Raw genomic sequence first — 21,429 nt, forward strand, 5'->3', positions numbered from 1 at the left:
GGCGAATTTCTCACAAAGCTGCGATTGACCCCCATGGATTGCAGACGTAGGAAAGGCGCGCATCATAAAGGGGCAATCACCATGTCTGACGCGGCGCAGAAACCACGCTCTTTTCAAGAGATCATCCTTGCATTGCAGAGCTATTGGGCGCGGCAGGGCTGCGCAATCTTGCAACCCTATGACATGGAAGTGGGCGCGGGCACCTTTCACCCGGCCACCACGCTGCGCAGCCTCGGCACGCAGCCATGGGCCGCGGCTTACGTTCAGCCCTCGCGCCGCCCCACCGATGGGCGCTATGGTGAGAACCCGAACCGCTTGCAGCATTATTACCAATACCAAGTGCTGATCAAACCCAGCCCGCCCAATTTGCAAGATCTGTACCTCGGTTCGCTCGAAGCCATTGGCATCGACATGGCGCTGCATGACATTCGCTTTGTCGAAGACGATTGGGAAAGCCCGACGCTGGGCGCTTGGGGTCTGGGCTGGGAGGTCTGGTGCGACGGCATGGAAGTCAGCCAGTTCACCTACTTCCAACAGGTTGGCGGCCATGACTGCCACCCCGTCTCGGGAGAGCTGACCTATGGGTTGGAGCGTTTGGCGATGTATGTGCTGGGCGTCGATCACGTGATGGACATGCCGTTTAACAGCCCCGAGGCACCAATTCCGCTGACCTATGGCGATGTGTTCAAGCAGACCGAAGAAGAATTCGCGCGCTGGAACTTTGACACCGCCAATACAGAGGTGCTGCTGGACCAGTTCAACGAGGCCGAAGCGCATTGCCAGTTCATCCTCGACCAGCCCGCCGAGGACCCCAAGACCGGGAAACGCATCGTCATGGCGCATCCGGCCTATGACCAATGCATCAAGGCGAGCCACATCTTCAACCTGCTCGACGCGCGCGGCGTGATCTCGGTGACCGAACGGCAGGCCTATATCGGGCGGGTGCGGGCCTTGGCGAAACAATGTGCCGATGCCTTCGTGCAGACCCGCGCGGGCGGCTGGACGCCTGAGGCGGATAGCGCGGCATGAGCGGCAAGATTGTCGGTATCGTGATCCTTGTATCCGCACTGATCGCCGGGGCTGCACTCTATTATTTGCAGATCTATGGGTTTTATCACGAGGTGCCTGAGGCCAAGGTCGAACTGGTATCGCTTACCTCGCAAGAGCCGGAAGAGATCGCGGCAGAGAACCTTCAGGCCATCGACGCCGACAGTTCTCCGATCCGGTTCCGTGCCTGCTTTGAGCATGACATCAGCCTCGCCATGGCGACCGAGACCTATGAGATGACCGACCCCACCGATCCGCGCAACGCGCCGGGCTGGTTCGATTGTTTCGACGCCCCCGCCATCGGGGCCGAGATTGAGGCCGGCACCGCGCTGACCTTCCTTGGCGGCAAGAACGTGCACTACGGCGTCGACCGGATCGTGGCGCTGACCGATGACGGGCGTGGCTACATCTGGCATGAGCTGAACGACTGCGGCGAGAAGTCCTATGACGGCACCGTGGTAGGAGAGGCTTGCCCCGAGCGTCCCGCCGACTGATCTTAAACGCAGGCGCCGCCTGTTTGCGCGGAACCTTTTGGCGCTGCCGAACGCTTGTCCCCACATAGAACGGGGGCGAAAATGTCGGAAAAAACACATGAGGGGCTGAAATGGGTGATGCGCGCGGGCTACGGCGCGCGCGGGGTGATCTATACGATCATCGGGGGTTGGCCCTATTGGCCGCCGTCAAAAGCACCCAAGCCTCGGGCACGAAAGACGCACTCGCGGCGCTGCGGGATGAGCCATACGGTATTCCGGCACTCATCGCGATTGGCATCGGGTTGCTTGCCTATCTGGTCTGGCGCGTGGCTGCGGGCGTGAAGGATGTCGAAGATCACGGGACCGACGCCAAGGGGCTGATCGCGCGGTTGGGGCAAGTCACGACCGGGCTAATCCACGGCGGTATCGGCGTTTCCGTTCTGGCCTTGGCAATGAGCGGCAAGAATTCCGGCGGCAGTTCCGCGCAGGACTGGACGCAAAAGCTGATGTCGATGCCCGCCGGGCGCTATATCGTAGCCGCTGGCGCGCTGATCCTATTGGGCGCAGGCATCTACTATGCCTACAAAGGCTGGAGCGGGAAATATAAGGGCCATCTGGCGCGCACCCAGTTCACCGAAAGCATCGACCCTATCGTGAAGGTTGGCCTGATTATCTATGGCGGCATTCTGGGGTTGGTTGCCTTTTCACTGGGCTATGCGGCGCTGACCGCGAACCCCGCACAGGCCGGCGGTCTGGGCGAGGCGCTGCAAAGCCTGCGCGGCATGGCCTTTGGGCGTTTCCTTTTGGGCGGTGCCGGGCTGGGGCTGATTGGCTTTGCGGTCTATAACTTTGTCGAAGCGGGCTACCGGGTGGTGCCGAAATTCTCCGACCCCGATATCCGCACCTTGTTGGATTAAACGCAGGGCGGGGGCTAGACCCTCCGCCTAGCACTCGTTATCCAAGCCCCCGATGAGACGCCGCCATCGCGGCAAGAATTGGGGGCCGCCCGTGCCAGATCTGCTGATTGAACTTTTCTCCGAAGAAATCCCTGCGCGGATGCAGAAACGCGCGGGCGAAGACCTGCAAAAGGTGGTGACCAACGGTCTGGTCGAAGCCGGTCTGACCTATGGCTCCGCCGCCGTTTTCACCACCCCGCGCCGTCTGACGCTGGCGCTTGGCGATATGCTTGCCGCCAGCCCGCGACAGGTGGAAGAGCGCAAAGGCCCGAAAGCCGACGCGCCTGAGAAAGCCATCGAAGGGTTTTTGCGCGGTGCTGGGGTGACCCGTGATCAATTGGAAGAACGCGACACGCCCAAGGGCAAAGTGTTCTTTGCCAAGATCGAAAAACCGGGCCGCCCTGCGGCTGAGATCGTGGCCGAGGTGCTGGAACGGACCATCCGCAATTTCCCATGGCCGAAGTCGATGCGGTGGGGCACGGGCAGCCTGAAATGGGTGCGCCCGCTGCATTCGATCCTTTGCGTCATCAGCGATGAAGCCGGGGCCGAGGTTGTGCCGCTGACCGTCGACGGGATCACAGCCGGGAACACCACGCGCGGACACCGGTTTCTTGCGCCCGATCAAATCGAAGTCTCTGGCTTTGAAGACTACCAGACCAAACTCGCCCGCGCGCATGTCGTGCTCGACCCCGCCGCGCGGGCCGATACGATTTGGCATGACGCCACCAACATGGCCTTCGCCGCCGGGCTTGAGGTTGTCGAAGACGCAGGGCTTTTGGCCGAGGTCGCCGGGCTGGTTGAATATCCCGTGGTGCTGATGGGCCGCATTGGCGACGATTTCCTAGGTCTGCCGCCCGAGGTGTTGCAGACATCGATGAAAGAACATCAAAAGTTCTTTTCCGTCCGCAATCCAAAGTCGGGTCAGATTGAACGCTTTGTCACCGTGGCCAACCGCACCACCGCCGACGATGGCGCGACGATCCTTGCAGGCAACGAGAAGGTGCTCGGCGCGCGGCTGTCGGATGCGAAATTCTTCTGGGACAATGACCTGCGCACCGTGACCTCGGGCGCGGGCATGGAAACTTGGGTGAAGGCGCTCGGAAACGTCACCTTTCACAACAAGCTGGGCACTCAAGCTGAGTTGATCGACCGCATGGCGACCTTGTCGCGTGAGCTTGCTCCGCTGGTCGGGGCTGATGCAGATGAGGCCGAGCAGGCCGCGCGGGTGGCCAAGGCTGATCTCAGCTCCGAGATGGTCTATGAGTTCCCCGAGTTGCAGGGCTTGATGGGCAGCTATTATGCGCGCAAGGCAGGGCTGTCGGACGCCGTGGCGGATGCGGCGAAGGATCACTACGCGCCGCTGGGGCCGTCCGATGATGTGCCGACAGCGCCGGTGTCGATTGCTGTGGCTTTGGCCGAGAAGATCGACAAGTTGACGGGGTTCTGGGCGATTGATGAGAAGCCGAGCGGGAGCAAGGATCCTTTTGCGCTGCGCCGTGCGGCTTTGGGGGTTATTCGGATTTTGGTTGAGAATGATGTCTCGTTGACGCTGAACGACGTGCTGAACAAAAGCGCCGAGATCGTCGGTGACCGCGATGCAGGTCGGGCCGATACCGGTGATATTCTCTCCTTCATCCACGACCGCCTCAAAGTCTACCTCCGCGATCAAGGCATCCGCCACGACATCATTGACGCCTGCATCGCCATGGACGGCAGCGACGATCTGACCCGCTTGGTCAAACGCGCCCGCGCCCTGTCGGAGACGCTCAAAACCGACGACGGCGAGAACCTGATCCAAGGCTTCAAGCGCGCCAACAACATCCTCAGCCAAGCCGAAGAGGCCGATGGCGTGGAATACTCCTTTGGCGCCGATCCGAAGTTTGCGGAAACCGAAGCCGAGAAAGACCTTTTCGCCGCGCTCGACAAGGCCGAGGCCAAGATCACCCCGGCGATGGCAGAGCAGGATTTCTCGACCGCGATGGCGGCGATGGCCGAATTGCGCGGACCGATTGATGCCTTTTTTGAGGCGGTGCAGGTCAATGCCGACAACCCCACCGTGCGGCGCAACCGGCTTAACCTCCTGAGCCGTATTCGCGCGATCTGTAGCGCCGTGGCGGACTTGACCAAACTGGATGGCTGACCGCCGAGGGGGCAAGATCCCTTGCCCCTTCTGCCTCAACCCCTATGCTGCACCGGAACGATTAAGGTGCCGCAGTGCAGAACGATCCCCATACCACGCTGGTGACCCCCACCGCGCCAATTGCCAATGACACCCACGGCGGGCGGGCGAAATGCTTGCAGCGCCTTGTGCGGCTTGAGTTGCCGGTGCCCTCTACCGTGGCGGTTTCTTTCAATGCGGTGCAACAGATCGCGCGCGGGCAGTTGCCTGATATCCAAGCGGTGGTCGATCAATTCCCCAAGGGCGCGCTGCTTTGTGTGCGCCCCTCTAGCCAAGACCCTGATTGGGGCGGGCCGGGGGCGGTGCTGAACATCGGCATCAACGACGCGCTGTTTGAACATTACGCCACGACCATCGGCGAAGGCCCGGCAGCGGCGCTTTATTCGCGGTTCGTGCAGTCCTATGCCGTCAATGTTGCACGGCTGGATCCGGATATGTTCGACGATGTGAACGGCGATGGCCGCGCGGCGCTGATGGAATCACTACGCGCCTATGAGGCCGAAACCGAAGAGCGTTTTCCCCAAGACCCGGCAACGCAACTGGCTGCCGTGTTGCGGTCAATGGCGCGGGCGTGGAACGGCACTTCGGCGCGGTTGCTCCGGCAGGCCAAAGGCGCGCCTGCGGATGCGGGGCTGGGGCTGATCGTGCAAGAGATGGCATTTGGTGTGGGGCAGGGGCAGTGCGGTTCGGGCGTGTTGCAACTGGTCGATAGCGATACTGGCCTGCCGCAAATCACCGGGCGTTACCTCAGCCAAAGCCAAGGCCGTGATGCGCTCGAAGGCGATGCGGCGGCGATGTATCTCACCCGCGATCCGCGTGGGCCGTCGTTGGAGGAACTGGTGCCCGATGCCTTTGCCGAGTTGAAAGACCACGCGGCGCTGATGCGCAAACGGCTCCGGGCCGAGATGCAGGTCGAGTTCGTGATCGACCAAGGCAAGCTGCATATTCTGGATGGTGTGAAGGTCGCACGGTCCTCCCGTGCGGCGGTGCGGATCGCCGTGGCGCTGGCAGACGAAGGGATCATCAGCCGCGAAGAAGCGCTCATGCGGGTGCAGCCCCGCACGCTGTCGGAACTGCTTCACCGTCAGGTTGACCCAAGCGCCAAACGCGACGTGATCGGGCGCGGCATCGCCGCCAGCCCCGGGGCGGCCACCGGGCGGATCGTCTTTTCCGCCAGCGACGCACAGGCCAGCGCCGCGCGGGGGAGCCTTGCATCCTCGTCCGGCGCGAGACGTCACCAGAGGATATTCGCGGCATGCATGCCGCCGCTGCCGTTTTGACCGAACGCGGCGGCATCACCAGCCATGCGGCGGTGATCGGGCGCGGCATGGGGCTTCCTTGCGTTGTCGGTGCGTCGAACATGCGCTTTATCGTGACCCAGCGGCAGATCATCGCCCCCGATGGGCGGGTTTTTGTCGAAGGGGATCAGGTCACCGTTGATGGCTCAACCGGGCAGGTCTTGGCCGGGGCGGCCAAGATGCAAGAGGCCGCGCTGGATGATACGTTCACCCGGCTGATGGGCTGGGCCGAGGATGTGGCCGACATTGGCATTCGCGCCAATGCCGACACGCCTGCCGATGCGCAGACCGCGCGCAATTTCAACGCCCATGGCATCGGGCTGTGCCGCACCGAACATATGTTTTTCGAGCCCGGTCGCCTGACCGTGATGCGCGAAATGATCTTTGCCGAAAGCGGCGAAGACCGCCGTGCCGTGCTGGAACGTCTGCTGCCCATGCAGCGCGAGGATTTTACCCAGTTGTTCCGCATCATGCAGGGGCAGCCAGTGTGCATCCGCTTGTTTGATCCGCCGCTGCATGAATTCTTGCCCTCAGACAAAGCCGGGCAGCGCGAATTGGCCGAGGCGCTTGGCCTTCAGATGTCTGACGTGACGCGGCGCGTGGCGGCGATGACGGAGTATAACCCGATGCTGGGCCTGCGCGGCGTGCGGCTCGGGGTGACGGTGCCCGAAATCTACGAAATGCAGGCCCGCGCGATCTTTGAGGCCACAATCGAAGCCAGCCGCGATGGCGAGCCGGTGGTGCCCGAGATCATGATCCCACTGGTCAGCGCCCGGCGCGAAGTGGAATTGGTCAAAGCCAGCGTCGATGCCGTGGCCGCCGCCGTGCGCAGCGAGCGCGACGCGAGCTTCACCTACCGTCTCGGCGTGATGGTCGAGACCCCGCGCGCCTGTCTGCGTGCTGATGATATCGCGCCGCATTGTGCCTTTCTCAGTTTCGGGACCAACGATCTGACGCAGATGACCTATGGCCTCTCGCGCGACGACGCGGGGCGCTTCATGTCGAATTACGTCCAACAAGGGGTCTATCCGGAGGATCCTTTCCACGTGCTCGACACCGATGGGGTCGGCGAATTGCTGCAGCTTGGGGCGGAAAGGGGGCGCAAAGCCCAGCCCGGAATCACCCTTTCCATCTGTGGGGAGCATGGCGGTAACCCCGAATCCATCGCTTTTTGCCGCGAATCGGGCTTTGATTATGTTTCTTGTTCGCCGTTTCGCGTACCGGTTGCACGTTTGGCAGCGGCCCAGCTCGCCATTGCCCACAAGATCGGGTAGGGGCAGCGGGCTCCAGCCCAACTTATACCATAATTCGGCAAGTTTCTGCACATAATGCCCGGTTGGGTTTACCGCCCGGAACCTTTTGGCTATCCGCCCCGCAGCCCTAACAATGATGCGAGGCGCATGATGCGTTTTATCCGGTCGATCTCTTTTGCTCTTTCCATGGCTCTGTGCAGCAGCCCGCTGGCTGTTCAAGCAAGCTCCGAAAGCGCGAGCGATCTTGCGCAGATTGAAATTCAAGGTCTGAAATCCGCCGGTGCGGCGCGGCTTCAGGAGATGGTCGCTCAGCCCGTGTCGGCCAGCGAGACAGATGTGAAATTCTCGACCGCTTGGGTCGACAGCCAGCCCAAAGCCGAAGGCAACGCCGAGTTGCAGTGCCTTGCCGAAGCGCTTTATTTCGAGGCGCGCGGTGAGACGGTCAAAGGCCAGTTTGCCGTGGCCGAAGTGATCATGAACCGTGTGAAATCGGCCCGCTTTCCCGGCACGCTTTGCGGCGTGATCAATCAGGGGACGGGGCGCAAGTATCAGTGCCAGTTTACCTATACCTGCGACGGCTACAAAGAAGTCATCAATGAGCCGCGCGCCTTTGCCCGTGTCTCTAAAGTGGCGCGTGCGATCATCGACGGCTCCGCGCCCAAGCTGACCAATGGCGCGACCCACTACCACACCACCGCCGTGAACCCCAACTGGGCGCGGGTCTATACCAAGACTGCGCGGATCGGTCAGCATCTCTTCTACCGCCACACGTGGAAAACCGCCTCGAACTAAGAGTTCGGGTTCGGATGTGCCTTCGGGTGCTGGCCTGCCGTCGGTGGGCCTGCTAAATGTGCATCGAAGCGCCCCCGACGGGGCCCGATACCCTGATCCGATAGGCGCTGCCGATGTCCGACGACGAAATTCGACTTGCCTTTGCCCACCCTTCTGAGCGGGCAGAGACGATGGCCGGCCCTGAGCCGCGCGACCGTATTTCCCTGCGCGATCATATCGTTGAGGTAGAGATCGGCGCCTTTCAGGCCGAGCGGGATGTCACGCAACGGGTCTGTTTCAACGTGGTGGTCGAGGTGGCGCCCCTGACGGGCGTGGTGGATGACGATGTGGATCGCATCCTGTCCTATGACCGCGTGACCGAGGCCATCGCCGCCGAGCTTGCTGCCGAGCGGCTCAACCTCTTGGAAACGCTGGCCGAACGGGTGGCGGACCGTATCTTGATCGAACCGCAGGCGATGCGGGTTTTCGTGCGGATCGAAAAGCTTGACCGTGGCCCCGGTGCGCTTGGGGTTGAGATCGTGCGGGCGCGGGAGGGCGCTGCCATAGCGCAGGACGCCGCCCAAGAGGCACCGCAGCCGCGCGTGATTTACCTGTCAAATGCCGCCATTGCCTCTGACCGCTTGACCGGATGGCTCGACCACTTGGAAGCCTCCGCCCAGCCCGTGATCCTTTGCGTTGGCCCCGCTGACATCGCGGCCCCACGGGCCGGAGATGAAAAAGCACAACGCCACATCGACCTGTTGGCGATCGAACAGAACGCTTGGGTGCTCTGGGCGCGCGATCCCCGCTGCGGGGTCGTTGGCAGCCGGACAGAGTTGGACTGGGCGATGAAAAACGGCCAGATCAGCATCTGGGCCCCTGCGCGGATCGTGCTCGATGCGGTGGACGGCCCCGCCGCCCCGCCAAGCGCGGCACCGGCCTTGGCCGCGTGGTTCGCAGAGACCTCTGCCGCCAGCGAGTTGGTGCTGATCGGCGCAGACCGGCCCGAGGGCGCGGCGCTGCCGGTGCGGGTGCTCGATGTCGACAGTGCGGAGATTGCCTGATGACAGATTATCACCGCCCCTTGGTTCAGATTGGTCCCGCGCGGCCCGAAGGCGCGCTGACCCTTGCGGGCGGCTGGGGCTGGTTTACCCATGTTGAGGTATTGGCGCGGGGGCAGGCGCCGCATGTGATCACGGCAGACGCGCTCCCCCTACGGCGCGGGCGGCGTTGACCGCGCCGCGCCCGGCCATCGCAGGGCTGACTTTCGACCGCCCCCGCGTGATGGGGATTCTCAATGCCACGCCCGACAGTTTCTCAGATGGCGGTCGCCATGCCGATCCGCAGATCGCGGTCGCTGCGGGGGCGGCAATGCGGGCGGCGGGGGTCGACATGCTGGATATCGGCGGCGAATCGACCCGTCCGGGGGCCGAAACGGTGCCTGAGGACGAAGAGATCGCGCGCGTTCGTCCCGTAATCGAAGGGCTGCGCGCTGCTGGACCCGGGGCGATCAGCATCGACACCCGCAAGGCCGCCGTGGCCGAAGCCGCGGTCGCGGCGGGGGCGGATTTGGTCAATGACGTGGCCGGGCTGACCTTTGACCCGGCGCTCGCGCCCTTTTGCGCGGCGCGGAACCTGCCGGTTTGTGTGATGCATGCCCAAGGCGACCCGGCCACGATGCAACGTGACCCGCAGTATGAAAACGTCCTGCTCGACGTCTATGACTATCTGGCCGGGCGGATCACCGGGTTGGAGGCCGAGGGCATCGCGCGGCACAACATCATCGCCGATCCGGGCATCGGCTTTGGCAAGACGCTTGAGCACAACCTCACACTGCTTGCAAATCTCAGCCTGTTCCACAGTCTCGGCGTGCCGATCTTGCTGGGCGCATCGCGCAAACGCTTCATCGGCACCATAGGGGGCGGCGCGGCTGGGGAAGATCGCGCACCGGGGTCCATCGCGGTCGCCCTGGCGGCGCTTAGCCACGGTGTCCAAGTCTTGCGGGTCCACGACGTGGCGCAAACCATCCAATCCATTTCAATTTACCGCGCGGCACTGACAGGAAAACAGCTATGACAAAACTCTTTGGTACTGATGGCGTGCGCGGCACCGCCAATATTCACCCCATGACCGCCGAAATGGCGCTGCGCATCGGTGCTGCCGTGGGGCGCTATTTCCGGCGTGAGAAAGACACCGTGCACCGCGTGGTCATCGGCAAGGACACACGGCTGTCGGGTTATATGTTTGAAAACGCGCTGACGGCGGGCCTCACCAGCACGGGGATGAACGTCCTGCTGTTGGGGCCGGTGCCGACGCCTGCGGTCGGGCTTCTGACGCGGTCGATGCGCGCCGATCTGGGGGTCATGATCTCGGCCAGTCACAATCCGGCCAGCGACAATGGTATCAAATTCTTTGGCCCGGATGGCTTCAAACTCTCCGATCAGGTCGAACAGGAAATCGAAGCGCTGGTCGCGGAAGGGGTCGCGCCTTCGGAGCCGGATCAGATCGGCCGGGCCAAGCGGATCGACGACAGCCGCTATCGCTATATCGAACGGGTCAAATCCTCATTCCCGCGGCAGATGCGTCTTGATGGGCTGAAAGTGGTGATCGATTGCGCCCATGGCGCGGCCTACCACGTGGCGCCCATGGCGCTGTGGGAATTGGGTGCGACGGTGATCCCCGTGGGCGTGGCCCCCAATGGGTTCAACATCAACGATGGCTGTGGTTCGACCCAGCCGCAATCCGCGGCAGAGGCCGTGGTGGCGAATGGCGCCGATGTGGGCATCTGCCTTGATGGCGATGCAGACCGGGTGATCTTGATCGATCAGAATGGCCGTATCGGGGACGGCGACCAGTTCATGGCGCTGATGGCCGCCCGTTGGGCCGAAGAAGAGCGGCTTGCGGGCAAGGCGCTTGTGGCCACGGTGATGAGCAACCTTGGGCTGGAGCGTTTCCTCGACGACCGCGGTCTGCGGTTGGAGCGCACGAGCGTGGGCGACCGCTATGTGGTGGAACGGATGCGCGAAGGGGGTTCAACCTCGGCGGGGAGCAGTCGGGTCATATCGTGATGACCGACCACGCGACCACGGGCGACGGACTTATGGCCGGGATGCAGTTTCTGGCTGAGATGGTCCGCTCGGGCAAACCTGCCTCGGAGCTGCTGTACCAATTCGACCCGGTGCCGCAACTGCTGAAAAACGTCCGGTTCTCCGCTGGGCAAACCCCGTTGGAAGAGGCGCAGGTCAAAGCCGCAATCGCGCAGGCCGAGGCCGATCTGGCGCAAGGCGGGCGGTTGTTGATCCGCAAATCGGGCACCGAGCCGCTGGTCCGTGTGATGGCCGAACATGAAGACGCGGCACTGATGGAACGTGCCGTGGACAGCGTGGTTGACGCGGTGAATGCGGCGGTGGGCGGCTAGGCTGTCCTATCCGCGCTGGAACAGCCGTTTCAGCGCGCCGTATTGGCTGAGCCCGACCCCCGCAAGGATCAGCGCCATCGCATAGAGCAGCGACATCGGCAGCGGCTCTGACAAGACCAGCGCCCCCAAGAGGACCGACCAGACCGGCACTTGGTAATTGACCAAGGACATAAAGACCGGCCCGGCGGTGCGCACCACATAGACCCGCAAAAAGGCCGCGCCTGCGGTGGGAATCAGACCCAGAAAGGCCAAGACGGCCACGATCTTGGGGCCGGGCAGGGGCGGCGGGCCTTCGCTGATAAAAGCGGCAGGCAACATGATGCCTGCACCGATCAGCATAAGGATCGTGGCCAGGCCGATCGGGTCTACCGACGGCAAGCGGCGCATGAGGATCGAGCTGATGGCATAGCACGATGCCGCGCCGACGCAGGCGATACGGCCCGCAGTCTCCATCGCGGCACCCGTGCTTTCAAATGCCTGCCCGCCGATCAATACCACCACGCCGATAAAGCCAATGACAAAACCGCCAACCTTGCGCGGGGTCATACGCTCTCCCGGCAGTAGGAAATGCGCCAAGGGCAGGACGATCAGCGCGACCGAGGCCATGGTCACCCCGGCAAAGCCAGAGGTCACATATTGCTGCCCCCATGCCAGAAGTGAAAACGGCAGGGCCGAGCTGATAATGCCGATGGTGGTCAGTGTCGCGATCACGCCCCGCGTCGGGCGGTCGGCGAATAGCGCGAAACCGCGCCAGGCCCATAGCGCCAGCATCACCACCGACGCAAACCCGATCCGAGAGGCGGCGAGCCAAAAGGGCGTAATGCCCGTCAGCGCAATTTCGATGGCCAGAAAGGTGCCGCCCCAGACAAAGCCCAGAATGGCGATCAGCAGCCAGCTGGTGCGGGTGATCTGAGGTGTGGTGTTCATCGGGGCTCCGGCGTAAAGGCAAAGACCCCGGCGCAAGGCCGGGGTCGATGTCGTCTTATCTTGAGAGGGAGATGGCTCAGTTCTTGGCCTTGTCCACCATCTTGCCTGCGGAAATCCACGGCATCATCTCACGCAGTTTCGCGCCGACCTGTTCGATGCGGTGCTCGTCGTTGATGCGACGTGTGGCTTTGAACGAAGGCTGGCCGACTGCGTTTTCCTGCATGAAGTCACGCACGAACTTGCCGTTCTGGATGTCCGTCAGCACGTCTTTCATGCGCTTCTTAGTCTCGTCGTAGGGCAGGATGCGCGGGCCGGAGACATATTCGCCGTATTCCGCCGTGTTCGAGATCGAGTAGTTCATGTTGGCGATGCCGCCTTCATAGATCAGGTCGACGATCAGCTTCACTTCGTGCAGGCATTCGAAATAGGCCATCTCGGGAGCATAGCCCGCTTCGACCAGCGTCTCAAAGCCCATGCGGATCAGTTCGACCAGACCACCGCAGAGCACGGCCTGTTCGCCAAAGAGGTCGGTTTCGCATTCTTCACGGAAGTTGGTCTCAATGATGCCCGAACGGCCGCCACCGATGGCAGAGCAATAGGACAGACCGATTTCCAGCGCCTTGCCGGAAGCGTCTTTGTCGACAGCCACAAGGCAGGGCACGCCGCCGCCTTTGGTGTATTCGCCGCGCACGGTGTGGCCCGGACCTTTGGGCGCCATCATGATCACGTCGATGCCTTCTTTGGGCTCGATCAGGCCGAAGTGGACATTCAGGCCGTGGGCGAATGCGATGGCGGCACCTTCGCGAATGTTGTCATGCACGTATTTTTTGTAGGTCTCGGCCTGAAGCTCATCGGGCATGGTGAACATGATCAGGTCGGCCCAAGCAGCCGCTTCGGCGATGCCCATGACTTTAAGGCCTTCGCCCTCGGCTTTGGCGGCAGAAGCGGAGCCTTCGCGCAGGGCGACGACGAGGTTCTTGGCACCTGAATCGCGCAGGTTCAGCGCGTGGGCGTGGCCTTGGGAACCGTAGCCGAGGATGGCTACTTTTTTGTCCTTGATGAGGTTCACGTCGCAATCGCGGTCGTAGTAAACGCGCATGATCTTGTCCTTTGGTTGATCTTTATCTGCGGTTCACCATAGCGATGTTGCGTCTAGTGGCCATTGTCATCGCAGAGGTATTTGTGAAAGAATGAAGATAGTTATTCGTGGTTTCACTGGAAAACGGAAAATTAATGCTTGATGATCTGGATCGCCGTATTCTGCGCTATTGGCAGGCGGAGCCGAGCCTCAGCCCCGGCGAGTTGGCGGAGCGGTGCAATATCACCTCTGGCAAGGCCGCGCGGCGGATTGCCCGGCTGCAGGATCAGGGGATCGTGCAGGGCAGCGGTGTGGTGATCGATTGGGCCGCACTGGGCTATGCGTTGGAGGTGTCTTTGCGGGTGACACTGGACAAGACGCAGGCCAATGCCTTCGACATCTTTATGGCAGAGGCGCGGCAGGTGCCTGAGGTGATCGAGCTTCAGACGTTTTTGGGCCGAGTCGATCTGCGGCTGTCGATCATCGCGCGGGATATGGGGCATTACCAGCAGATCTATCGCAGTCGTATCCTCACGCTACCGCATATCGCCGAGATCGAGGCGCTGATGCATGTGGCGCGGATCAAAACGCAGGAGGGGCTGCCGCTGTGATTGAGCTTGATGAGATTGACCGCGCCTTGCTGCGCGCTTTGGCGCGGGATGCCACACAGAGTGCGAGCGCATTGGGACGGCGGTTGGGCCTGTCGCAGCCTGCGACCTGGCGGCGGATCAGGCGGTTGGAAGAGGGCGGCGCGATTGCCGGGCGGCGGCTGCGGTTGAATGCCGAGGCTTTGGGTTTTGGTGTGACCGTTTTTCTGGGCATCAAGCTGGCCACGCGGGGCCGGGTGAGTTTGGAGGATTTTGAGCGGGCGGTGAGTGCGATTCCCGAGGTGCAGACGGTGGAGCATGTATTGGGGCTGTTCGACTATCGGTTAAGGGTCGTGGCGCGGGACCTGCCCGATTTCGAACGCGTGCTGAGGCGGCGGATCATGACATTGCCCGGCGCGGGGGAGGTGGAGGCCAATGTGCTTTTGAGCGAAGAGCGCCTGCCGGGGCCGCTTTAGCCGTGAATTGCCTTTTGTGGCGGCGGGACATATGCCTTTGATCGAAAGATGGAGGAAGAACGATGGCATTGCTCGACACGGTAGACCCCACGGGGCTTGATGAATTCAGCGTGGTCTTTACCGACCGTTCGCTCAACCACATGTCAGCGGAATTTCAGCAGGTCATGCGCGACCTCTCGGGCTGGCTGGGCGAAGTGTACAACGCCGACGCTGTGGCGCTGGTGCCCGGCGGCGGTACCTATGCGATGGAGGCCGTGGCCCGGCAATTCGCGCGCGGCCAAGACGTGTTGGTGGTACGCAACGGGTGGTTTTCCTACCGTTGGAGCCAGATCATTGAGAGCGCCGATCTTACCAAGAGTGCCGAGGTGATGAAGGCGCGGATGCAGGGCAACGCCAGCCCCGCGCCCTTTGCGCCCGCGCCGATTGAAGAGGTCACCGCAGCTATTCGCGACGGGAAACCGCAGGTCGTGTTTGCACCGCATGTGGAGACCAGCTCGGGCATGATCCTGCCGGATGACTACATCAAAGAAATGGCTGCGGCGGCGCATGAGGTCGGCGCGTTGATGGTGCTTGATTGCATCGCCTCGGGCTGTGTCTGGGTGGATATGAAGGCGCTTGGGGTCGATGTGTTGATCTCGGCCCCGCAAAAAGGGTGGAGCGCGTCGCCTTCCGCTGGGCTGGTGATGATGTCCGCGCGGGCAGAGGCGCGGTTGAATGAGACCACGTCGGACAGTTTCGCCATCGATCTGCGCAAGTGGCGCGACATCATGAAAGCCTATGAGGCGGGGGGCATGCCTATCATGCGACCATGCCGACGGATGCGCTGCGGCTGTTCCGTGATACAGTGAAAGAGACCCGCGATTATGGGTTCGACCGGTTGAAAGAAGCGCAGTGGCGTTTGGGGAAGCGGTGCGGCAGGCGCTGGCCGCACGGGGGTGACTTCGGTTGCTGCTGACGGGTTTGCCGCGCCGGGCGTGGTGGTCGGCTACACCGCCGATCCGGATGTGCAAAACGGCAAGGCCTTTGCCGCTCATGGCATGCAGATTGCAGCGGGCGTGCCGTTGCAGGTGGGAGAGCCGGATGATTTCCGCACCTTCCGTCTGGGGCTGTTCGGGCTGGATAAGCTTTATGACGTTGACGCCACCGTGGCACGGTTGACGGCTGTGCTCGACGAGGTTTTGTAAGACAGGCTGCGCCGCGCGTTAGCGGCGCAGGCCCAGCCCCATTTGCATCAGCATCTTGCGCACTTGGGGCAGGGCGTAGAGCGCATTAAGCGCTGCCGCCCGCGCATCGCGGGCCAGTGGGCTGCTGGCTTGGCTAGCCCGGTTCAGCAGGTCAATGCCCCGGACGCGCAGGCTGATGTCTGTGTGGCGGGCCTTGTGGTAGGCTTCTAGCATCTCGGCATCGCCGAGCTTTTCAGGCGATTTGCGGGCCAGATCCAACAACGTCGCCAGATCGGTTAGCGACATGTTCAGCCCCTGCGCGCCGATGGGGGGCAGCACATGGGCGGCCTCAGCCACCAATGCCACCCGTTCGGCGGAGAGGCGCTTGGCCTCTTGGCTGATGATCGGCCAAAGCGCGCGGGGGCTGGCGAGGGTCAGCGGCCCGAAAAGATTGGCTGAGCGCGCCGTCGCTTCGGCCTCAAAGGCAGCGGTATCCAGCGTGGCGCGGGCTTGGGTCGCGGGACCGTCGTCCATCCAAACCACGGCGGAGCAGGGCATGCCGTCGCGGTCGGGCAGGGGGACGAGGGTGAAGGGGCCGCCGGAGCGGTGTACTTCGGTCGAAACATTCTCATGCGGGATGGGGTGTGTCACGCAAAAGGCCAGCGCCTTTTGGCCGTAGCGGCGGGTGGTGACTTCGATCCCGGCGGCATCGCGCATTGGGCTGTTTCGCCCATCGGCGGCGATCACCAGTCGCGTTTTGATGCGGCTGCCGTCGCTGAGACCGACACGGGCCTCGGAGCTGCGGGTGAAGAGCGTGGTGGTGCCGGTGCCGGGGCGAAAATCGACATTGGGCAGCGCGTTCAGGCGGGCCAAAATCTCGCGGCGCAGCAGCCAATTTGGGAAGTTCCAGCCGAAGGGGGCATCTGAGATATCGGCGGCGTCGAACTCGCGGGTGACGCGGGGGCTCGGGTCATCGCCCCCGCATCGACGATCCGCATGATCTGCAAAGGGGCGGCATGTGGGGCGAGGCGGTCCCATAGTCCGGCGTCTTCCAAGAGCAGACGGGATGGTTGCAGCAGCGCGGTGGAGCGCATGTCGGCGCCCTCGGCTGCGCCGTCGGTGACGGGCGGTGTGGGATCGACGCAGATCACGTCGAAACCCGCCGCGCCAAAAGCGGCGGCGGCGGTCAGTCCGGCGATGCCGCCACCGGAAATCAGAATATCGCAATCAAAGGTCATCAGCCCGCCACCCGTGTCAGAAAATCGCAGAGGTCTTGCGTATGGTAGTGGATGTGATCGCCTTCGCCACGTGTGGGCGCCACATGCACCGTGCGCATCCCCAAGGCATGGGGGGCGGCAAGGTTGCGTGGATCATCCTCAAACATCGCGGCGGCTGCGGTTTGGAAACCGTCGATGGCAAAGACTTTATCGTAGGCGGCGGCTTCGGGTTTGGGCAGGAAATCAGCGTGTTCGACGCCGTAGACCGCATCGAATAGCCCCGAAAGGCCGCGTGCCTCAAGCACCCGTTCGGCGTAGGGCGCGCAGCCATTGGTGTAGACGATGCGGCGCCCCGGCAGAACGCGGATCGCTTGGGCGAGTAATGGGTCGGGGGTCAGCCGGTCCATCGGGATGTCATGCACATCCGTGAGGTAGGGGCCGGGATCGACGCCATGTTCGCGCATCAGCCCCGCCAGCGTGGTGCCATAGGTCTGCCAATAGTGCTGGCGCAGGTGGTTGGCCTCGGCCCGGTCGACATTGATGGCGCGCATCACCCAATCGACCATACGCGCTTCGATCAAATCGAAAAGCCGCGCCTCGGGGGGTAGAGCGTCTGATCAAGGTCGAAGACCCAAGTGGTGACATGAGAGAAAGCATCGCGCGGCATGGCGCAGAGGTAGGCCGAGATGGGCAGCCGCGCAAGCCCTCCCGGGTTGCGCATATGGTCGCGGTGAGTAAGGTGGCGCAACTTTCAAGGACAGATAGCTCATGCCCGACGCCAAAACCGGCCCGACCGACGCTTATTCGATGATTCTAGAGGCCATCGACATCGGCACCTATCGCCCCGGTGACCGGCTGGTAGAAAGCGAGTTGGCCGAGCGTTTCGGCGTGTCGCGCACCCCGATCCGTGAAGCTTTACAACGGCTTGAGACCCAATCGCTTTTGATGCGCGACGGGCGCAGCCTGATCGTGGCCTCGCTGGATCACAACCAGATGGCCGAGCTTTACGTCGTGCGGGGGAGTTGGAAGGGCTGGCCGCGCGTCTGGCCGCGCGCCATGCCACGGCTGAGGAAGTGCGCGTGCTGCGCGAGATGGTGGATGCCGACAACGCGCTGGCGGGCAATCCCAATGCGCTGGCGCGGGCGAATAAGCGGTTTCACAAGCAGATCCATCTGGCGTCGCACAACCGCTATCTGGTGCAACAGCTTGACCTTGTGCACCGCTCCATGGCCTTGATGGCGACCTCTTCGCTTGCGGTGGAGGGGCGTGGGGAGATCGCGCAGGCCGAACATAACCGCATCGTGGAAATGATCGAAGCGCGCGATGAGGATGGCGCGGATGAGGCGCTGCGCACGCATATTTCTGTTGCCTTCATGACCCGATTGAAGCAGGAAGCGGCCCGGCGCGAGGAAGATTTTTAGGCGTCTTCTTCTGCGGCCTTACGTAGTGGGGCAATGTATGCCCATGGGCGGTTTTGTCCCAAAAGTGGGGGCTGCGATAGAGCTCATAAAGTGCCTTGGCAGCGGCTACGGCCCCCAGGGCAAAATAGAGCGGGAATGTAATAACCCAAGGCAGCAGGTGGCGCTGCCCGCGGTTTGAGACCGCGATTACAGAGGCGCAGAGGTTCAGCAGTTCGGACAGGATGAACAGCGCAAAAATCGCCGTCATGAGCGGTGGGGCAAGCCAATCAGTGACCGGGTGGTACAGCCCAAAGACGCTTAGCCAGAGCGACCAGAGCAGCGGGGCGAGGGCGAATTGCGAGACCGTCGCGAGAAAGATCGCCTGCACGCCGATGAACCGCCGCAGCCCGAGGTCTTGCAGCAGTGCGCGCGGCCTCTGCATATGGACGGCCCATGTGATAAGATAGCCCTTCAGCCACCGCGATCGTTGCCGCACCCAAGGCCAAGGGCGGCAGTTGGCCTCCTCAAAAGTGGTGGTGGGTATTAGTTCGGTCACATAACCGCGCCGCGCCAGTCGAAGACCCAGATCGGCATCCTCTGTCACGTTATGAGCGTCCCAAGCGCCGAGCCGTTCAAGGATATCGCGCCGAAAAAACAGGGTTGTCCCACCCAAAGGGACAACCAGCCCCAGTCGGGCCACACCGGGTAGGATCACCCGCCACCACGTCGCATATTCGATGGCGAAACAGCGGGCCATCCAATTGCTGCGGCTGTTGTAAAAATCCAGAATCCCCTGCAAACAGGCGACATTCTCAGGCGCGTTTTGAAAGCGGGTTACGATCTGTTCGATTTGGTCCGGCTCTGGCGCATCCTCGGCGTCCCACACGCCGATGATACTGCCCCGGCAGAAGTCGAGCGCGTAGTTCAGCGCGCGGGGCTTGGTCTTGAGCGCCCCGGCGTCGGGTACTTCGATCACGCTGATCCACGGCGGTAAAGGCGTGCGGGCGATGGTCTTTCGGGTGAGGCTGTCGCTTGCTTCGAGGACCAAGACCACCTCCAGCAGTGATTTGGGGTAGGTCAGCCAAGACAGCCGCGCGATAAGCGCCTGCGCGATCTCTTCCTCATGCAGCAACGGCACGAGGACCGAGACGCGGGGCAGGCGGAAGCCCTTCATATCACTGGCCTCCGGCGGTGCCCGCGGTGGGGCGGTCCGGATGAGACACGCCCATAGCGCCGCCGCCTTGAGGCCACTGGTCAAAAGCAGCGTAAAGGCCCCCAGAGAAGCGCCACGGCGAGGACTGCCGAGGGAAAGAATACCAGCAGGGCAACGAGGGACAGCAGAATGCCCTGCAACGCAAACCGCCGTTTTCGGTTGCGCACCGCCCAGTTTCGACAGCTTTCGGCGTCCGCCACACGGGTGACGGCATGATGCGCGAGCTCTGTCGCGTAAAGACGGCCGATCTGAGTCTGCACCTGCTGGGGGTCGGCGATGACCAGCACCAAGGACTCCCCCTTTCGCCCAAGGCACTGCAAAGCTGGGAAAATTCGGCGGGACGGCTGCTGGCCACGAAAAGCCGGTCCCCCAGTTCAAGCCAAGGCACCGCGCCAAATTTCAGACAGAGGCGCGCGGGTATCCGAGCAGAGAGGCGCGGATCGGAGGGGCTGCGCGTAAGATCGACAGGCTGCGCACCGTACTGCCGGGCGAGCGCCCTGACGATGTCATCAGGCGCGACCAGCCCTTCGGTCGCAAGGACCTCGCCCAAGGGGGCGTCGATCCGGCGTTGTAGGTCGAGCCCGTGGAGAAGATCTCTTGGCCCGATGACCCCCGCCGCAATCAGATGCTGACCCAACCGCATCCGGCGGGCGGGCGCGGCGGCCATACGCGGCGCTGAGAGTTTAAGGCGAAGGTTGCTCATTCCGTGCCCCGTCGAGGTTCCGGAATGAGACTGGCAGGCGACCGTTAATTGAGAATTAACAGCCGCCTATGCAATCAATGCATGTGGCAAATTTTAGGCGTTACGCGCGGCCATGGCTTCGCTGAAACGCTCAAATAGGTAGTAGCTGTCCTGCGGGCCGGGGCTGGCTTCAGGATGGTGCTGCACCGACCAGACCGGGCGGCCATCGACGCGGATGCCGCAGTTCGACCCGTCAAAGAGCGACACATGCGTCTCGCGCACGCCTTCGGGCAGGGATTGGCCATCGACCGCGAAACCGTGGTTCATCGAGGTGATCTCGACCTTGCCGGTGTCATAGTCTTTGACCGGGTGGTTCGCCCCGTGGTGGCCGTGGCTCATCTTGACCGTGGTCGCACCAAGCGCCAACGCTAGCATCTGGTGGCCAAGGCAGATGCCAAAGACGGGCAGATCGGTTTTATCCAGCACGTCGCGGATCATCGGCACGGCATAGGCGCCGGTCGCTGCCGGATCGCCCGGACCGTTCGAGAGGAACACGCCGTCCGGTTTATGCGCCATGATATCGTCATAGGTCGCAGTGGCGGGCAACACGGTCACGTCGCAGCCCGCAGAGGCGAGGCAGCGCAGGATGTTGCGTTTCGCGCCATAGTCCACGGCCACGACCTTGTGTTTGGCCTCGGTCTGGGGCGCGTAGCCGTCGGGCCATGCCCACCGCATCTCGTTCCAACGGTAAGTCTGGGCGCAGGTGACGTCCTTGGCCAGATCCATGCCTTCGAGACCGGCAAAACTGCGGGCGGTGGCGACCAGCGCTTCGATGTCAAAGTTGCCGTCCGGGTCATGGGCGAGGGCGGCGTGCGGCGCGCCCTGCTGGCGGATCGCGCGGGTCAGGCGGCGGGTGTCGATACCACCGATGGCGATGCGACCGCGCGCGGCTAGCCAATCCGACAGCGGCTGGATGTTGCGCCAGCTGCTGGGCGTGGTGGGCATCCATTTTACGACCATCCCGGCGGCGACCGGATCGCCGGTCTCGTCATCTTCGGGGTTGGTGCCGACATTGCCGATATGCGGGAAGGTAAAGGTCACGATCTGGCCCGCATAGGAGGGGTCGGTCATGATCTCTTGGTAGCCGGTCATCGCGGTGTTGAAGCACAACTCCGCCACGGTCTGGCCAGTGGCGCCAAACCCCATGCCGTAGAAAATCGATCCATCCGCGAGGGCAAGGCAGGCGGTTGGGCGTGGGCGAGCGGGCGCGGACATGGGGCAGTCTCCGGGC

At 62.8% G+C, this 21,429-nt stretch carries 15 protein-coding genes and 7 pseudogenes; 14 read left to right on the top strand and 8 right to left on the bottom strand.

What is annotated here, in order from left to right; all coding sequences use genetic code 11:
* Window positions 1–81: 81 nt before the first annotated feature.
* From ACFQAU_RS13275 to glmM, 9 genes and pseudogenes are all read left to right on the top strand, one after another.
* The gene (locus tag ACFQAU_RS13275; protein ID WP_120351405.1) at window positions 82–1,029 is read left to right on the top strand and encodes a glycine--tRNA ligase subunit alpha; all 948 of its coding nucleotides are present in this window, start codon (window positions 82–84) and stop codon (window positions 1,027–1,029) included.
* Window positions 1,026–1,541, top strand: a complete 516-nt coding sequence (locus ACFQAU_RS13280; protein ID WP_067627003.1) for a DUF6446 family protein — start codon at window positions 1,026–1,028, stop codon at window positions 1,539–1,541. Before ACFQAU_RS13275 ends, ACFQAU_RS13280 begins: the two co-directional genes overlap by 4 nt.
* 110 nt (window positions 1,542–1,651) lie before the next feature.
* Window positions 1,652–2,437, top strand: coding sequence for a DUF1206 domain-containing protein (locus ACFQAU_RS13285; protein ID WP_386282812.1), 786 nt, complete (start codon window positions 1,652–1,654; stop codon window positions 2,435–2,437).
* Window positions 2,438–2,528: 91 nt separating this feature from the next.
* Window positions 2,529–4,616 (top strand): glycine--tRNA ligase subunit beta, encoded by a 2,088-nt coding sequence (glyS, locus tag ACFQAU_RS13290; protein WP_132444455.1) that lies wholly within the window; start codon window positions 2,529–2,531, stop codon window positions 4,614–4,616.
* A gap of 74 nt (window positions 4,617–4,690) precedes the next feature.
* Window positions 4,691–7,227: pseudogene (locus tag ACFQAU_RS13295) on the top strand (putative PEP-binding protein).
* Between the two features lie 126 nt (window positions 7,228–7,353).
* Complete coding sequence (locus ACFQAU_RS13300) at window positions 7,354–7,998, top strand: cell wall hydrolase (RefSeq protein ID WP_205570860.1); 645 nt, start codon at window positions 7,354–7,356, stop codon at window positions 7,996–7,998.
* Between the two features lie 113 nt (window positions 7,999–8,111).
* Window positions 8,112–9,041, top strand: a complete 930-nt coding sequence (locus tag ACFQAU_RS13305; protein WP_132444457.1) for a dihydroneopterin aldolase — start codon at window positions 8,112–8,114, stop codon at window positions 9,039–9,041.
* A pseudogene (folP, locus tag ACFQAU_RS13310) lies at window positions 9,041–10,053 on the top strand (dihydropteroate synthase). Before ACFQAU_RS13305 ends, folP begins: the two are co-directional and overlap by 1 nt.
* Window positions 10,050–11,395: pseudogene (glmM, locus tag ACFQAU_RS13315) on the top strand (phosphoglucosamine mutase). The pseudogenes folP and glmM overlap by 4 nt, the downstream one beginning before the upstream one ends.
* A 6-nt stretch (window positions 11,396–11,401) precedes the next feature.
* Here the strand turns inward: glmM and ACFQAU_RS13320 are convergent.
* Together ACFQAU_RS13320 and ilvC are read right to left on the bottom strand one after the other, a co-directional pair.
* On the bottom strand, window positions 11,402–12,322 hold the full coding sequence (locus ACFQAU_RS13320; RefSeq protein ID WP_132444459.1) for a DMT family transporter: 921 nt from the start codon (window positions 12,320–12,322) through the stop codon (window positions 11,402–11,404).
* 76 nt (window positions 12,323–12,398) lie between these two features.
* Window positions 12,399–13,421, bottom strand: coding sequence for a ketol-acid reductoisomerase (ilvC, locus tag ACFQAU_RS13325; protein ID WP_132444460.1), 1,023 nt, complete (start codon window positions 13,419–13,421; stop codon window positions 12,399–12,401).
* A 134-nt stretch (window positions 13,422–13,555) separates the two neighbouring features.
* Here ilvC and ACFQAU_RS13330 point away from each other — a divergent pair, with 134 nt between their 5' ends.
* The 4 genes from ACFQAU_RS13330 to ACFQAU_RS13345 all read left to right on the top strand — a co-directional run bounded on the left by ACFQAU_RS13330 (window position 13,556) and on the right by ACFQAU_RS13345 (window position 15,647).
* Entirely contained in the window at window positions 13,556–14,011 is a 456-nt protein-coding gene (locus ACFQAU_RS13330) for an Lrp/AsnC family transcriptional regulator (RefSeq protein WP_067935636.1), read from the top strand.
* Window positions 14,008–14,463: an Lrp/AsnC family transcriptional regulator gene (locus ACFQAU_RS13335; RefSeq protein ID WP_132444461.1), complete on the top strand. Its 456-nt coding sequence runs from the start codon at window positions 14,008–14,010 to the stop codon at window positions 14,461–14,463. Before ACFQAU_RS13330 ends, ACFQAU_RS13335 begins: the two co-directional genes overlap by 4 nt.
* A 62-nt stretch (window positions 14,464–14,525) precedes the next feature.
* The gene (locus ACFQAU_RS13340) at window positions 14,526–15,311 is read left to right on the top strand and encodes an aminotransferase class V-fold PLP-dependent enzyme (RefSeq protein ID WP_386282822.1); all 786 of its coding nucleotides are present in this window, start codon (window positions 14,526–14,528) and stop codon (window positions 15,309–15,311) included.
* An 87-nt stretch (window positions 15,312–15,398) separates the two neighbouring features.
* Window positions 15,399–15,647: a hypothetical protein gene (locus ACFQAU_RS13345; RefSeq protein ID WP_386282826.1), complete on the top strand. Its 249-nt coding sequence runs from the start codon at window positions 15,399–15,401 to the stop codon at window positions 15,645–15,647.
* Window positions 15,648–15,665: 18 nt separating this feature from the next.
* Here ACFQAU_RS13345 and ACFQAU_RS13350 read toward each other — a convergent pair.
* Window positions 15,666–16,864 (bottom strand): annotated as a pseudogene (locus ACFQAU_RS13350) (UbiH/UbiF family hydroxylase).
* Window positions 16,864–17,510 (bottom strand): annotated as a pseudogene (locus tag ACFQAU_RS13355) (pyrimidine 5'-nucleotidase). Before ACFQAU_RS13355 ends, ACFQAU_RS13350 begins: the two co-directional pseudogenes overlap by 1 nt.
* Window positions 17,511–17,611: 101 nt before the next feature.
* Between ACFQAU_RS13355 and ACFQAU_RS13360 the strand changes: the two are divergent.
* Window positions 17,612–18,264 (top strand): annotated as a pseudogene (locus tag ACFQAU_RS13360) (GntR family transcriptional regulator).
* Here the strand turns inward: ACFQAU_RS13360 and ACFQAU_RS13365 are convergent.
* From ACFQAU_RS13365 to carA, 4 genes and pseudogenes are all read right to left on the bottom strand, one after another.
* The gene (locus tag ACFQAU_RS13365) at window positions 18,215–19,417 is read right to left on the bottom strand and encodes a glycosyltransferase family 2 protein (protein ID WP_386282831.1); all 1,203 of its coding nucleotides are present in this window, start codon (window positions 19,415–19,417) and stop codon (window positions 18,215–18,217) included. The pseudogene ACFQAU_RS13360 and the gene ACFQAU_RS13365 overlap by 50 nt on opposite strands.
* A gap of 80 nt (window positions 19,418–19,497) precedes the next feature.
* Window positions 19,498–19,746 (bottom strand): hypothetical protein, encoded by a 249-nt coding sequence (locus ACFQAU_RS13370; protein ID WP_386284009.1) that lies wholly within the window; start codon window positions 19,744–19,746, stop codon window positions 19,498–19,500.
* Window positions 19,747–19,838: 92 nt separating this feature from the next.
* A pseudogene (locus ACFQAU_RS13375) lies at window positions 19,839–20,006 on the bottom strand (hypothetical protein); the annotation flags it as partial.
* Between the two features lie 246 nt (window positions 20,007–20,252).
* Window positions 20,253–21,413 carry a glutamine-hydrolyzing carbamoyl-phosphate synthase small subunit gene (gene carA / locus ACFQAU_RS13380; RefSeq protein WP_132444464.1) on the bottom strand — a complete coding sequence of 387 codons (1,161 nt, stop codon included), beginning with the start codon at window positions 21,411–21,413 and terminating at the stop codon, window positions 20,253–20,255.
* Window positions 21,414–21,429: the final 16 nt, after the last annotated feature.

This window comes from Sulfitobacter profundi, assembly GCF_042661425.1.
Lineage (GTDB): Bacteria > Pseudomonadota > Alphaproteobacteria > Rhodobacterales > Rhodobacteraceae > Sulfitobacter > Sulfitobacter profundi.